The following is a 15,533-nucleotide window of genomic DNA, read 5'->3' on the forward strand; positions in this document are numbered from 1 at the left end:
TATCACTTTTCTGTCACTTTTGTATCAATCTATTCATATAGAATAATTTAATACTAAATTGGAAGCATGTTTTCTTTTGTAAAAAAGAGAATATGTTTCTTTGTGTTATTGAATTTGTTGAAATTTTAAGTCTAATTAAATCCATGATTAAATGAAAAAAGAAATCAAAAGGGCCACTCAATCGTTTTGGCGATTATTATTATTAATGGTGGCGTTTAACTCAAGTCTAAGTTTGTTCGCGCAAACACAGACTATCTCCGGAATCGTTCTGGATGAATTCGGAGAGCCGATGATCGGGGTATCTGTACTAGTGAAAGGAACAACCACAGGTATTATTACAGATGTAGAAGGGAACTTCACTGTCCCGGCTAAAACCGGCGATGTTTTATTAGTAAAGTATCTTGGTTACAAAGACCAGGAAATAAAAGTAACAAGTGATGCCCGCCTGAAAATTACTCTCCATGAAGATACCCAGAATCTGGATGAAGTAGTCGTAGTAGGTTACGGTACGCAGAAAAAGGTGAACCTGACCGGTGCCGTTTCTGCCGTGACGGGAGAAGAAATTGCCAAACGTCCGGTAGCCAATACATCTACTATGTTGCAAGGCCAGATGCCGGGTTTGCGTATCACTTCCGATAAAGGTCAGCCAGGTAGCGAATCAGTTCAGATCCGTGTACGTGGTCAGGGTACTTATTCCGGTACCGGTTCCGATCCGTTAATCCTGATTAACGGTGTCGAGGGAGACCTCGCCTCCCTCGACCCGAACATTATTGAAAGTGTTTCTGTGTTGAAGGATGCTGCTTCGGCTTCTATTTATGGTTCGCGTGCTGCAAACGGTGTAATTTTGATTACTACAAAGAATGGTTCGGAGGTGAAAGAACGTGTTTCTATCCGCTATAACGGAAACTTTGCTGTTTACAATCCGACTACTTTGTTAGATCTGATTTGGGATTCTCCTACCTATATGAAGTATTTTAATATGGCTAAAGATAATTCCGGTGCTCCGGCTACCGACCGTTATTCGGATGAAATGATTGCTAATTATACTAATCCGTCTGATCCAACCAAGTACCCGAGTTTCAACTGGCTTGACTATATGTTTAATCCGGCATTTGTACAACAGCATAATCTGAGTATTGCAGGTACAACTGGTAAAACATCTTATAATGCATCTTTAAGTATGGTCAATCAGCCCGGAACATTGAAAGGTTCGGAGTTTAAACGTTACAATGCAACACTTGATCTTACTTCACGAGTAAATGATTGGGTAAAATTTGGAATGTATTTTACCGGTAGCCGCAGCAATCGTCAGGAAACACGCCAGGGTGATACGGATGCTTACCTGTCTACAATTTCGCAGGCTCCAACTTATATGCCTTGGCTCCCGGATGATGGTACAGGAATTAAACGTTATGCTTCAAAGGCATTTTCTTTTGAGTCTAACAATAAGAATATGGTTGCCATTGTAGAAACTGAAAATTTTAAGACGAATGTCAATACGGATGTAAATGCACAGGCCTGGTTGGAAGTAAATCCGATCAAAGGTTTGACGTGGTATACAAAAGGTGCCATGCGTTACAAACAGCAACATGAAAAAATTTGGGGAGCTATGGCTACACCGATCTATTATTATCACGATGGCAAACAGAATGGAACGCTGAATACCGGAGGTACAGGATTAACCAGTACGATGAATAATAGTTCTTATTATAACTTGTATACTTATTTGAAATATGACTGGGCAACTCCAAATAAAGAACATGATTTCTCTGTAATGGCCGGTTATAATCTGGAATATTATAAACTGGACAACCTTTCCGGCTATCGCCAGAACTACGATTTCCCATTGCATGAGTTGAATACCGGTATTGCTTCCGTACAGACTAATTCTGGTAAATCAGAGGAGTGGGGAATTATGTCCGCATTCTTCCGTGCAAACTATGCATTCAAACAACGCTATTTGTTGGAAGTAAATGCTCGTTATGACGGTTCTTCCCGTATTTCTTCCGATTCTCGCTGGGGGATATTCCCTTCTTTCTCTTTGGGATGGCGTGTGACAGAAGAAGAGTGGATGAAAGAACTGAACTGGGAATGGTTGAACAGCCTGAAGTTGCGTGGGTCATGGGGTATCCTGGGTAACCAGAATATAGATCTTTATTCTTATTATGCCTCGGTTACAACCGGTAAGGATTACAGCTTTGATAATTCAAACCTGAATGCCGGTGTGGCTCAGACAGCTCTTACTAATCGTGACCTGAAATGGGAATCTACTTCTATTGGTGACTTTGGTATCGATATTACAGCTTTTAATGGTTTCAATGTAACTTTCGATTGGTATAAGAAAAGAACATATGATATTTTGCGTGAAGCACAGAGTAATTCATTATTAGGTTTGAAAGCTCCTTATATCAACGCAGGTGAAATGGTCAATAAAGGTATTGAAGTGTCATTGGCTTATAACGGATATATTCAGGAAGGTGTATTTAAAGGGTTGAGTTATAATGCCGGTGTCTTCTTTGATCGTACGAGAAACGAATTGACAAAATATGGTACTGATTATATTGACTCTTCTAAAGGTTTAATCTATAAGGAGGGCTTACCTTACGAGTCGTATTACGGATATGAAGCAATCGGTATTTTCAAGGATGAAGCAGATGTTGCTAATTCTCCTAAGCAATTTAATGACAAGACTTTGCCGGGTGATATCAAATATGCCGATATCAGTGGTCCGAATGGGGTTCCTGACGGTGTAGTCGATGAAAATGACCGTAAGGTTTTGGACGGCCGTTTACCGGACTTCGAATATACAGTGAACCTGGCTGCCAGTTGGAAAGGATTTGATCTTTCTTTGATGGGACAAGGTGTGCAGGGAGTCAAACATTATGCCAGTGGTTGGGGATTACGTCCTTTCTACCAGGGTTCACCGATCTCTCAGGATTATATAGACAATATGTGGACAGAAGAGCATACGGATGCTAAATATCCCCGCCTGTATTTTGCCGATCTGGGAGGCGCAAAGAATCAACGTGAAAGTACTTATTGGTTATACAATGCTTCTTACTTCCGTTTGAAGAACCTGACATTCGGTTACACCTTACCGAAAGCATTGACAAGCAAAGCGAAGATCGAACGTCTGCGTTTCTACTTCTCCGGTGATAATCTGCTGACATTTACTAAATTCCCGCAGGGAGGTGACCCGGAACGTAACTATAATTCGACAAAAGGTACGCGTCTGGTCTATTATCCGCAGAACCGTATTATTTCATTTGGTGTAAATCTTGAATTCTAATTAAATCGTAAAGCAATTATGAAAATGAATAAATTATCATATATATCCCTGTTGGTTGCCGGTATGATGACAATGTCTTCCTGTTCAGATATTCTGGATACCCCTCCGACGACAACTCCGTCGGAAAGTATCTTCTGGCAATCCAAGTCTGATTTTGATTCTGCATTGACCGGTTGTTATCAAGGAATGCAACAAAATACATTGTCGCATCGGTCGATTGTTTTCGACTGTTTAACGGATAATGCTTACGGAAGTTCCGGGTCTTCTTATGTCTATTTGTCCTATATGATTCAGGCAGACAATATAGATCCGTCGATGACCGGTTTTATTCCTGACCTTTACAACGAGGCCTATTCTGCCATTGCCCGTATGAATATATTCCTCTATCAGTTGAAAAACTATGAAGGAGCGGATATGAATAGTGTACGTAATCAGTACGAAGGTGAAGTGTTATTTCTTCGTTCCTACTGTTATTATCTGCTTTATTTGTGCTATGGGGAAGTGCCTTATCCAACCGAACCGCTGGATCTTGTAACTCAGAATATGGCGAAGGAGCCTTTGGAAACAGTTTACAAAAATTTGATTACTGATTTGCAGACGGCTATCGATAAAATGGATGACAAGACTTTTAAAGGTGCTGGTGGGCATGCAACCAAAGGTGCTGCCAAAGGGCTAAAAGCGCGTCTCCTGATGTACCATGCTTATGGTGAAGATGGTAAAGTGGCTAATCGGGACGAGGTACAGGAAGCATATAATTTATTGAATGAAATCAATGGATATTCACTGACCGATCGTTATGCAGATAATTTCACTTACGATACTCAAGAAGGCAGCAATGAAATTGTTTTCTCTATAAAATATCTTGCTCCGAATAATTATACGGATTTTGACCGTATATATGGTGACTATGCTGCGGTTCGCCCTGTCGCAAATTTGACAAATGATTATGAAGAAGGTGATAACCGATTAGGTCAGATTGTTGCTTTTGATGATAAATATCAGTGGCCCGGTGGTGAATTGCTATCATTACCTAAAAGTGATTTGAAGAAGGCAATGGTTAAATATCTGACCCCGTTAATGAAAGAAGGCGATTCATGGGGAGCAAGTTTCCGTAGTGAAACGGATTTCATCTATCTGCGTTGGGGTGAATTGCTACTTTTAAAAGCTGAAGCTGCCAATGAATTAGGTATCGGTGGTGCTGCCGATATGGTAAATCAGGTGCGTAAGCGTGCAGGATTGGCTGACCTGGCAACCAATCTGACACAGGATCAGTTGCGTGAAAAGATCCGCCATGAACGCCGCGTAGAAACTCCGTTTGAGTTGATCCGTTACTATGATATGAAACGTTGGAAAATCATGGATAAACTGAATGGCCTTGAACTCGATCCTCTCTTGTCCGGACATGTGACTGCCTGGTCGAAGGCGCATGAGTATTTCCCGTTGCCGCAGTCGCAGATCGACTTCTCTAACGGCGTATTGATCCAGAATCCGAACTATTAATCGTTCGATAATAATTTAAGTATGGGTGAGAAGCTCCGTTGTTAAAGGCGGGGCTTCCTTTCCGATTTTAGTGGGACACCGCCGCTAGCGTTAGTGGCACATCTCTGCTAACGTTAGTGGGGCACCTCTGCTAACGTTAGTGGGATACCCCCACTAACAAAAGGGACCGGATTTCATAAACCGGTAGCGCAGATCATCGTAAAATATAAGAGACAGATATCATGAAAAAGAGTTTAATTGTTTTATCAGCCTGCCTGGCCTTTTCGCTTTCCGCTTTTTCTCAAAAGCAGAAAAAGCAGGGCAACACGCCTGCTTCCTGGTCTGAGAAAATTGCCGTTGCCAAACAGAATGCTTACGAACAGATGAAAAAGAACAGCCTTCCGGTTTCTTCAAAGGTTATCAAGGCGAAACAAGCTGCCGAGAAGTTTACCGCCGATGTGACCGGACTGGATGAAATGGTACTTTATACCTGGGGTACGGTCGACGGAACTGCCGACGACCAGGCTGTATGGGCAAATGCCCGATTGATCGCGACCGACGGCTCTTCCGTCTGGCTGAACGATCTGAAAGATACTTTTAAGGATACCGGTACAGGCCGCCTGGTCTTTAACGCCAATGCCAAAGGTGTTCCGGTCATTATGAAAGGAAAAACATACGAACGGACGATTATGGCGAATGCCAACTCACAGATCGTCGTTCCGCTGGATAAAAAATATGTCCGTTTTGAAGCGGAAATCGGATTGGAAAACCGTTCCTCCGCAGGGACCGCTATTTTTCGCTTGCAGGGGATAACGGGCAAAGAGTTATCCGAAGATATTATTGCCGGCTATCCGGCTGAATCGGCACAATTCCTTCCGTTTGCCGGAAGCGACATGAAAGCCTTGGTTACAACCTATGATGCTACCATAGAAAAACATATCGCCGAATCGGTCGTAGACCTGCTGGCGGATAAAAAATATTTTACAGCCCGTATCGCTGCTGCCGGTCAGGAGAAGGAGCTGGATAAACAAGTGGTGACATACCTGAATATTGCGCAGGATGCCATGAAGGTATACGAATTGCAGGAGTCGCTGAGCTGGCTTAATATGCGGGCCATTGAAGAGGCTTTCAATGATATGAAACGCAGTAAGTCGTTTGACCAGGCCGTAAACCAATCCAGATTGTCTACCTTAAAAGGATTGGTAGGCAAAGGTTTTGCCGGTATCTATTCAAACGATGAAAATACACTGAAAGATGCCCGGCAGGCTTTACAGTTAAAACGGGAAATACTGCTGGCCAATCCAGAACTGGATATGGATAAACTGATCGTGGGCCGTTACCATATCGGTACCTCTGCCCGCCAGGTCAATCCCCGTTCGCTGGGAACACAGAATAATAACTGGTCGAACCAGACTTCCGCCCCGCGTGGCGGATTCGATGCGGAGATCGTCGAACTATCGAATCTTCGCGGCGACATTCAGTCACGTACCATCTTCAAGCCGGATAACGGTTCGTCCGTTCCCGACCTGAAACTGCATTGGGATGCCGACCGTGTGATGTTTTCCATGATCGACACCGATAAGCGCTGGCAGGTTTTCGAAGTGGGACTGGATGGGAAAGGTTTGAAAAAACTGATTGAATCACCCGAAAAAGACCTCGAGTTCTTTGATGCGACCTGGTTGCCTTCGGGAAAGATCATTGCCGTATCCAATATCGGTTACAACGGTGTTCCTTGCGTAAACGGGAATGATGAGGTCGGTAATATGGTGCTTTATAATCCGGAAGACCGTTCCCTGCGTCGTCTGACGTTCGACCAGGATGCCAACTGGTCGCCGGTCATCATGCACAATGGAAAGGTGATGTACACCCGTTGGGAGTACACCGACCTGACACATTATTTCTCCCGCTTCGTGATGCATATGAATCCCGACGGAACCGAGCAGAAAGCACTTTACGGCAGTGGCTCTTATTTTCCGAACAGCACATTCGATGCGAAGCCGATACCCGGACAGGCATCCGGTTTTGTCGGAATCATCTCCGGACACCATGGCGTTGCCCGTTCCGGCCGTCTGATCCTGTTCGATCCCTCCAAAGACCGCAAGTCGGAACTGGGAATGGTGCAGGAACTGCCATTCCGCGACCGCAAGATCGAACCGATCGTGAAAGACCGGTTGGTGGATGGTGTCTGGCCTCAGTTTATCAAGCCTTATCCGTTGAACGATAAATATTATCTGGTTGCTGCCAAATTGAACTCGAACGCTTTATGGGGCATTTATCTAGTAGACGTGTATGATAACCTGACGCTGATTGCCGAGTATGAAGGTGAAGGATTGATCCACCCGATACCGGTAAAGAAAACTCCGGTTCCCCCCATTATTCCCGACCGTACGAAACCGGACACGAAGGAAGCTACTGTCTTTATCCAGGATATTTACGAAGGTGAAGGTTTGAAGGGCGTACCCCGTGGTACGGTGAAAGCATTCCGTGTGTTGTCTTACGAATATGCTTATAATAAAACTCCGTCCGACCATTGGGCACAGGGTGTTCAGAGCGGATGGGATATCAAACGCCTGTTAGGTACGGTGCCGGTCGAAGAGGATGGGTCCGCTTTGTTCACTATCCCTGCCAATACGCCGATCTCGCTTCAGCCGCTGGATTCGTGCGGACGTGCCGTGCAGTGGATGCGTAGCTGGTTGACCGGAATGCCGGGAGAAACCGTCTCCTGTATCGGTTGCCACGAAGACCAGAACCAGATACCTATCCCGAAACGTGTGGTCGCTTCGACTATCAAACCGCATGCGATCGCATTGCCGGAAGGCGGACAGCGTCCGTTCACGTTCGAACTCGAAGTACAGTCGGTGCTGGATCGTGCCTGCATCGCCTGCCATGACGGTTCCAATAAACTGGCCGATTTTACCGGTGGGCGTATCGATGATTTTACCGGATTTGGCAAAAGTTATCTGAATCTTCATCCGTATATCCACCGTCAGGGACCGGAAGCGGAGATCGAAGTCTTGAATCCGTACGAATATCATGCCTCGACCAGCCAGCTGATTAAAATGTTGAAAACCGGACATCATGGTGTTGAACTGACCGATAAGGAATGGAAAACGCTTTATAACTGGATTGACTTTAATGCTCCTTATCATAGTAAATTTAAAGCAAATATCTTTAAGGGAGTGGAACAGATCAGCCGTCGTACGGAGTTGACCGAGAAATATGCCGGTTCCGGTGTAGACTGGCAGTCGGAAATCCGTGCCTATGCCGATTATCTGGGCAAACAACCGAAGCCGTTTCCCGTAAAACCGGAACGCAGGGAATATAAAGATAAAGAAGTGAATGTGAAAGGCTGGCCGTTTGATGCAACAATCGCTAAGAGCATGCTGGCAAAGGAACAGGAGACAAAGAAGAGTATCGAGCTGGCTCCGGGCATCGTAATGAACTTTGTACGCATCCCGGCCGGTAAGTTCGTGATGGGAAGTAACAAGGGACATTCCGATTACTCTCCGGCCAACAAACAGGAGGTGAAAAAGGCATTCTGGATGGCGGAGATAGAAGTGAGTAACGAACAATTCCGTACAATTTTCCCCGATCATAACAGCCGTTTCGTGAACCAACTTTGGAAGGATCATGTGCATCAGGGTTATCCGGCCAACAATCCGGAACAACCAGCCATCCGTGTCAGTTGGGAAGAGGCGATGGCCTTCTGTGAGAAGCTGAGTGAGAAAACCGGCTTGAAAGTGACTTTGCCGACCGAAGTGCAGTGGGAGTGGGCCTGTCGTGCCGGTAGTGAATCCGATTTCTGGTACGGGGCGCTGAATACCGATTTTGCCGCCTATGAAAATATGGGTGACAAACAACTGAACAAGCTGGCGGTAAGAGGTGTGAACCCGCAACCGATGAGCCCGGGTGATCCCTGGTACAAATACTACACATACCAGCCGAAAGACAATAATGTCGACGACGGCAATATGTTGATGGTGAAAGGCGGCGGTTATCAGGCTAACCCCTGGGGATTGTATGATATGCAGGGTAACATCGCCGAATGGACACGTTCCGACTATCTGCCTTATCCTTATAACGAGAAGGCACAAGGTAACGGAACCGAAAAAGTGGTACGCGGCGGTTCCTGGACCGATCATCCGAAAACTTCGACAGCCTATTACCGTAAATCTTATCTGCCCTGGCAGAAAGTGCATAATGTAGGTTTCCGTGTAATCATTGAAGATTAAGTATCGAATGAGCGCATTTAAACAGATCATAATCGGACTAGTGGCCGGAGCAGCTTTCGTTTGTAGCCATGCACAGACGAAGCTGCCGCCGGCCTGGCAGTCCTCGCTGGTCAGGATCAGTGAGGAAGGTGTTTTGACTTATATTCCCGATAAAGACGGCAATACCATACCTGATTTCAGCCGGGTAGGCTATCATCATGGCGATAAAAGTATTCCTCGATATCCGGTCGTTAAAGTCGTTTCTCCGGTAAAAGAAGGGGATAGCGGAGCCTTGATACAAGAGGCTATCGATGAAATATCCCGCAGGCAGCCGGATGAAAACGGCCATCGGGGGACGATCCTTTTAAAACGGGGCGTTTACAGGATTGCCGGTTCTGTCGTGATAAACACCGGTGGTATCGTGTTGATGGGAGAAGGCGATAATATCAATGAAACCCGTCTGATCGCTACCGGTAAAGAGCGTCGTACTTTGATCCGGGTGGAAGGAACCGGTTCGATGAAGGAAATACCGGATACACGGGTGAAGATAACAGACGATTTCGTACCGGTCGGTACCCATTCATTCCGGGTCTCGTCGACAAAAGGTTTTAAGGTGGGCGACCGGGTGATCGTTTACCGTCCCGGTACCCAGGAATGGATCCATGCCATTAAGATGGATCAGATCGTGGAACGGAAAGGTACACGCCAATGGACGCCGCAGGAATATAACCTGGCTTTCGAGCGTCAGATCACGAAGATCGAAGGCAACCATCTTTTTATCGACAACCCTGTCGTGATGCAGATGGATAAGAAGTTTGGAGGTGGCGAAGTCTATAAATATACATTCGACGGACGTATCAGTGAGGTCGGTATATCGGATATCTGCTTTGAATCCGAGTTTGAAGATTATGAAGACCTGGAACACGGTTGGATTGCCGTCGGACTGGATAAGGCGGAAAACTGTTGGGTGCGGAACATCACGGCCCGTTATTTCGGCTACTCGGCTGTCAGTTGCGAACGTTTTGCTAAAAACGTCTCTGTTGTGGATTGTCGTTGCCTGGAAGCAAAGTCCCTTATTACCGGAGGCTACCGTTATTCTTTCAATAACTGGGGGCAGCAGAATCTCTTTATGAACTGTCAGGCGACGGAAGGTCGTCATGATTATGTAACCGGTGCACAGGTATGCGGTCCGAATGTCTTTTATAATTGCACGGCTTCGCAGACGTTTGCCGATATAGGTCCGCACCACCGTTGGTCTGTCGGCACGTTGTATGATAATATCGTCACCGATGGCGAAATAAACGTACAGGACCGCGGCCAGATGGGAAGCGGACATGGTTGGGCAGGCGTGACGCAGGTATTGTGGAATTGCCGGGTGAACCGTGCTGCCGTACAGAACCCGTGGACTTCGGGGCATAATTATTGCATAGGACTGAAAGGTGAGAAGTATCCCGGCCATTTTACCGATCGCCCGGATGGCATCTGGGAAGGACAGAATGAGATCAATCTATTTCCCCGTTCCTTATATATAGCGCAATTGATGGCGCGACAAAAGAATAGTGATTTGAATATTCTGGTAAAATAGGCAACTATCAAAATGTAACTACTCTACCGGCTAAATCGAATTAATATACCGGGTAAATGAAAATACCCTACCAGGTAATATTTTTTAACATATCAATATGTTTATAAAATACCTGGTAGGGTGTTATTATGTCAAAAAGGAAGTTTCGATTTATTCCCCTTTCAGCAAATCCGGTCGTAGCCGTGCCGTCCGTTCCTGTGCCTGCTGCAAACGCCATTCGTCGATCTTGCGCTGGTGGCCGGAGAGAAGCACATCCGGAACTTTCCAACCGTTATAATCTGCCGGGCGTGTATAAACCGGCGGAGCCAGCAGGTTATCCTGGAAAGAATCGGAGAGGGCGCTCTGTTCGTCACCGATGGCTCCGGGTATCAGGCGGACAACCGCATCGGTAATAATAGCGGCAGCCAGTTCACCGCCTGTCAGGACATAGTCGCCTACGGATATTTCCCGGGTGATCAGATGTTCACGGATACGGTAGTCGATCCCCTTATAATGACCGCACAGAATGATCATGTTATTGAGCAGGGACATGCTGTTTGCTATCGGTTGGTTGAATGTTTCCCCGTCGGGAGAGGTGTAAATAACCTCGTCATACTCCCGTTCGCTTTTCAAAGCGGAGATAGCCCGGTCGATCGGTTCGATCTGCATCACCATCCCGGCCTCACCGCCGAAAGGGTAATCGTCTACACGGCGCCATTTGTTAGTCGTGTAATCACGCAGGTTATGTAAATGAATTTCAGCCAGTCCCTTGTCCTGTGCTCTTTTGACGATGGAGCAATTAATCATTCCATCGATCATTTCCGGAAGTACGGTCAGTATGTCGATACGCATAGAGGTTCATTTATTTATGCTGCAAAAATACAGCTTTATTTTATAGTTATCAAAATTCTCTTGGTCCATAATATCTTTTTACTACATTTGTAATCTAAATCAAACAGCTCAAAAATCAAAGCTTATTAAAGCTATTTACATATGGATTTTATATAAGCAAATTATATCTGATGAAAAAAACACTAGGTGTAGGGTATTTAAAAGTGTTGCTGCCCGCAACTGTTATAGCCATTTTGATCGTGACTACAGGGTATTCTTTTGTAAATAGGGGAGAAATCATATTTATCGACGAGGTGGAAAACGGGGGAACCGAAGACCCCCTTCAAGCCAATGAACTGAATCTTTCGAATTCCTATGAATATAAGAGCTGGAAGAATACGGCGGATACGACTTTCAAAAGTTTGTATAACGGTAATCAGGCCGAAGACATTCTGGCTATGCGTCCCGAAATGGTAATCTTGTGGGCGGGTTATGGTTTTTCAAAAAGTTATTTGTCTCCGAGAGGACATATGTATGCTATTGAAGATCTTTATCATAGTTTGCGTACCGGAGCTCCGCGAAAAGCGAATGATGGTCCTCAGCCCGCTTCCTGTTGGGCCTGTAAAAGCCTGGATGTTCCACGGCTGATAGACGAAGTGGGTTCGGATGGGTTCTATAAAAAGAAATGGTATGACTGGGGATCGGAAGTGGTCAATCCTGTCGGTTGCGGCGATTGTCATGATCCGGAGAGTATGGATTTGCGTGTTCCGCGTCAGTTCCTGATCGACGCTCTGAAACGGGAAGGCGATCCCATTGAAGATGCTTCTGACCGAAGGATGCGTTCGCTTGTTTGTGCTCAGTGCCATGCGGAGTATTATTTAAAAGGGGAGAATAAAGAGGTTGTTCTTCCCTGGGATTCCGGGTATACTGTCGAAGCTATTGAGAACTACTACGATAAAATAGGTTTTTCCGATTATGTCAATAAACTGAGTAGAACTCCCATGTTGAAAGCCCAGCATCCGGATTTTGAACTGGCTCAGATGGGGATCCATGCCCGCCGGGGCGTTTCCTGCGGTGAGTGCCATATGCCGTATGTCGAGGAAGAGCTCCGGTCATATAATAATCATCATATCCAAAGCCCGTTGGCGATGATCGAAAAAACATGCCAGACCTGTCATCATGAAAGTGCGGAAGTGCTTCGTCAGGACGTATATACCCGGCAGAACAAAGCCATGGAATTACGTAATAAATTGGAAAAGGAATTGGCGAAAGCACATATCGAAGCGCAGTTTGCCTGGGACAGGGGTGTGTCGGATAACCAGATGGAGCCCGTGCTCAAACTGCTTCGCCAGGCCCAGTGGCGTTGGGATTTTGCTATCGCTTCCCATGGCGCTGCCTTCCATGCTCCCCAGGAAGTACAACGTATTTTAGGTGACGGCCTGTATAAAACGATGCAGGCACGCCTGGTCATAAAAGATGTACTGAACAAACACGGTTATAATCAAGAAGTACCCATGCCCGATATCTCAACCAAGAAGAAGGCGCAGAAATATATAGGTCTGGATATGAAATCAGAACTGGCTGCCAAAAATGAATTTCTGAAAACCGTTATACCGGAATGGACTAAAGAGGCAAAAGCCAATAAGCGTTTTATTGAGGAGTATAAGGTAGCGAGATAGTAAACTTGCTGCCTTTTCCTTCTTCCGAATCCAACAGGATGGTTCCTTTAAACGTTTTTATAATGCTCAGGCTGATTGCCAGTCCGAGACCAGTTCCTTTGGCAAACTCATCCAGTTTCTGGAAACGTTCGAATACCTGCTTTATCTTATCTTTGGGAATACCTTTTCCCGTATCTTCGACCGACAGCAGGATATGTTCGGTGTCGTATTCGTATTTGACTTTGATATATCCGTGAGTAGTAAATTTTGTCGCATTGTTAATGAAATTAGTAACTACCTGGGTCAGTCTGAAGCGGTCTGTGTTGATAATGGCCGGAATCTCCGGAACTTCTTTGAGCAATTCTACTCCCTGAGGCATCAGTACGCGATGTGTATTGAAGATATCTTCCACCAATTGATTCAGATCGCAGTCTGCATAGGTAAAGGATATTTGTCCGGACTCGATGCGCGACAGGTCCAGAATGTCGCTGATCAGTTTGAGAAGCAAGTCGTTATTCGTGTTTATCAGGCCGATAAACTCATTTTTTTCATCCTGCTCCAGTTCCATATCCGAACTCAGCAGTTGGGAGAAGCCGACGATGGCGTTGAGCGGTGTACGTATCTCATGGCTCATATTGGCCAGGAAGGCCGATTTCATCTTATCGGATTCTTCCGCCTTCTTCAGGGCCTTGGTCAGATTAATCTCTGTTTCCTTGATTTGCTGGATATTAAGGCAGAGGCCGTTTACTTCGACGGAATAATCATTGCCGGCAGTCTTTATGTTGGTGTTCTGGGCATACCGGAATTCCCACCACTGATGACCTTGTCCGTTAAAATCATATCTTCTTCTGGTTATCTGACGGGAGGGGAAACCATGATCCAGCTTATACCTGTTTAATTGGAAATCAGCCTGTTCGTCCTGGTGGATAGCCTTGCTGAAACGTTCCGCACTGATGGGCTCTTCTGGCATATTCAGATAATGATAAAACTCTTTGTCGAAATAGAAGGTTCCGTTTTTATACCGGAATGTGAAAATGTTACCGCTCTCCAAAGCGAAAGAGAGAAATTCCTTCTCATGTTTCAGATTTTCCTGCACCTCTTTTTTATGGGCAGCCTCTCTCTTATACAACATTCGCTGGTAAATGATAATAATTATCAGTATAATTCCCAGCAAAACTGCTATACATATAATATAGAACTGGTAACGGATATAAAAGGGGATATTTACGATCTCGCTGTCTATCGGCAGTTTGTTGAGACTGATTCCCCATTGGTCGAGTATTTTATAATCGAATATGTACTTTTTGCCTGCCTCCGTAATTTGTGGAAAGTTGCTTACCGGAGCCCCGTTCAGTATATCGGCAATACGGTTGGCGGCCAGGGTTGTTTGTTCTTGCTGTGTCGTGACATATCCTCCGATTACACCATAATTATAACCGACCATTTCGTTGAGGACCGAAAAACCGGGGAAAGAACTGAAACGTCCCAGAGAGAGAGTCAGATAATCTCTTTTGATTGCCAGATAGGCCTTGTTATAATAGTTCTCGCCTAACCCTTTGATCAACGAACGGGTCGATTTTCCGTTGATCGTGCTTATGTACATGGCGTCCGGTATTATTTTTTTGTTTTTGGAGATGGAGGTACCGCGTTTTCCGGATAAGCGTATTTTGTCCGGGGAGAAGATATTGTTTGTTTTGCAGATATCTTTGATCTGTTCATCCATGTCTGCCAGGATGATTTTGTCTGCATAGATATCGTCGGTAACCCGCACAACAATACATTTTCCTATGAGTTGTTCTATCAGTTCTATATTGGTTCTGTAATCCGGTTTGTCACGGAAGCCTGTTATGTTGGACTGTTTTTGAATGAATGGCACGTTCGGGTAGTTCGCTCCGGTAAAGACGATCGGAGTCGTTTTAACGGAAGGATGGTCGCAGGTCAGTAAGGCATTCAGGGCCGGATCGTCACAGGTCAGGATGATATCCGGATTCCAGGATGATAACCTGTTCAGTTCCTCATATATAGTCAGTTTTTGTTTTTTCTCCGTTTTCTTGGTTCCGTCCAGATAAAGGGTATGGACCTCTGCATGTATGTCTCTTTTCCGTAATTGTTCGGCAAAGATATTTTTCATTTTCTTATATGCCGGGAGACCGGCTTCGTAAGACTGGATGATTAATATGTGTTTATGAGGCGTTGTCTGGTTGCATGAGCTATTTAGAATAAAAAATAGGACAAGTATGAGTATATATTGCACTGATAGAATCCTGTTAGACATTACATTATGAATGATTAAGTAAATATTTTATCCCTAGTGTGTTTGTATTTTTTGATATTCAGTAAGAATTACGCCTCTAAATTAGGCTGAATTTTTATATTGGACAAAGATTTGGAAATGAAATAACCGTTGATTAATAAGATTTTTTGGCTTGTGGTAAGAATAAAGTCCGTACACTCGTTGAATAATTATTCTATTATTTGTACTTTTGCCAGTCAAATTGCCG

Annotated in this window: 7 protein-coding genes; 5 read left to right on the forward strand and 2 right to left on the reverse strand. The window is 45.0% G+C overall.

Going from position 1 to position 15,533, the window contains the following annotated elements; genetic code table 11:
• Positions 1-151 precede the first annotated feature (151 nt).
• The 4 genes from K6V26_RS05200 to K6V26_RS05215 all read left to right on the forward strand — a co-directional run bounded on the left by K6V26_RS05200 (position 152) and on the right by K6V26_RS05215 (position 10,564).
• The gene (locus tag K6V26_RS05200) at positions 152-3,289 is read left to right on the forward strand and encodes a SusC/RagA family TonB-linked outer membrane protein (RefSeq protein WP_010799929.1); all 3,138 of its coding nucleotides are present in this window, start codon (positions 152-154) and stop codon (positions 3,287-3,289) included.
• A 24-nt stretch (positions 3,290-3,313) separates the two neighbouring features.
• Entirely contained in the window at positions 3,314-4,789 is a 1,476-nt protein-coding gene (locus K6V26_RS05205; RefSeq protein ID WP_129698934.1) for a RagB/SusD family nutrient uptake outer membrane protein, read from the forward strand.
• A 221-nt stretch (positions 4,790-5,010) separates the two neighbouring features.
• Positions 5,011-9,000, forward strand: a complete 3,990-nt coding sequence (locus K6V26_RS05210) for an SUMF1/EgtB/PvdO family nonheme iron enzyme (RefSeq protein ID WP_224264784.1) — start codon at positions 5,011-5,013, stop codon at positions 8,998-9,000.
• A 7-nt stretch (positions 9,001-9,007) separates the two neighbouring features.
• A complete protein-coding gene (locus K6V26_RS05215) occupies positions 9,008-10,564 on the forward strand; it encodes a hypothetical protein (RefSeq protein WP_224264785.1) in 1,557 nt (518 codons plus the stop codon).
• A 150-nt stretch (positions 10,565-10,714) separates the two neighbouring features.
• On the opposite strand, the gene trmD is transcribed toward K6V26_RS05215, so the two are convergent.
• Entirely contained in the window at positions 10,715-11,395 is a 681-nt protein-coding gene (trmD, locus tag K6V26_RS05220) for a tRNA (guanosine(37)-N1)-methyltransferase TrmD (RefSeq protein WP_007652796.1), read from the reverse strand.
• A 170-nt stretch (positions 11,396-11,565) separates the two neighbouring features.
• Between trmD and nrfA the strand changes: the two genes are divergently transcribed.
• On the forward strand, positions 11,566-13,053 hold the full coding sequence (nrfA, locus tag K6V26_RS05225; protein ID WP_224264786.1) for an ammonia-forming cytochrome c nitrite reductase: 1,488 nt from the start codon (positions 11,566-11,568) through the stop codon (positions 13,051-13,053).
• On the opposite strand, the gene K6V26_RS05230 is transcribed toward nrfA, so the two are convergent.
• A complete protein-coding gene (locus tag K6V26_RS05230) occupies positions 13,025-15,307 on the reverse strand; it encodes a sensor histidine kinase (RefSeq protein ID WP_224264787.1) in 2,283 nt (760 codons plus the stop codon). The two genes, nrfA and K6V26_RS05230, sit on opposite strands and share 29 nt — an antisense overlap.
• Positions 15,308-15,533: the final 226 nt, after the last annotated feature.

This window comes from Parabacteroides goldsteinii, from assembly GCF_020091425.1.
Taxonomy (GTDB): Bacteria; Bacteroidota; Bacteroidia; order Bacteroidales; family Tannerellaceae; genus Parabacteroides; species Parabacteroides goldsteinii.

What these genes read in the sequence shown, in the direction of transcription:
- nrfA (WP_224264786.1), top strand. Translation starts at nt 11,566, where the DNA reads ATGAAAAAAACACTAGGTGTAGGGTATTTAAAAGTGTTGCTGCCCGCA.
- K6V26_RS05230 (WP_224264787.1), bottom strand. Translation starts at nt 15,307, where the DNA reads ATGTCTAACAGGATTCTATCAGTGCAATATATACTCATACTTGTCCTA.
- K6V26_RS05215 (WP_224264785.1), top strand. Translation starts at nt 9,008, where the DNA reads ATGAGCGCATTTAAACAGATCATAATCGGACTAGTGGCCGGAGCAGCT.
- K6V26_RS05205 (WP_129698934.1), top strand. Translation starts at nt 3,314, where the DNA reads ATGAATAAATTATCATATATATCCCTGTTGGTTGCCGGTATGATGACA.
- K6V26_RS05200 (WP_010799929.1), top strand. Translation starts at nt 152, where the DNA reads ATGAAAAAAGAAATCAAAAGGGCCACTCAATCGTTTTGGCGATTATTA.
- trmD (WP_007652796.1), bottom strand. Translation starts at nt 11,395, where the DNA reads ATGCGTATCGACATACTGACCGTACTTCCGGAAATGATCGATGGAATG.
- K6V26_RS05210 (WP_224264784.1), top strand. Translation starts at nt 5,011, where the DNA reads ATGAAAAAGAGTTTAATTGTTTTATCAGCCTGCCTGGCCTTTTCGCTT.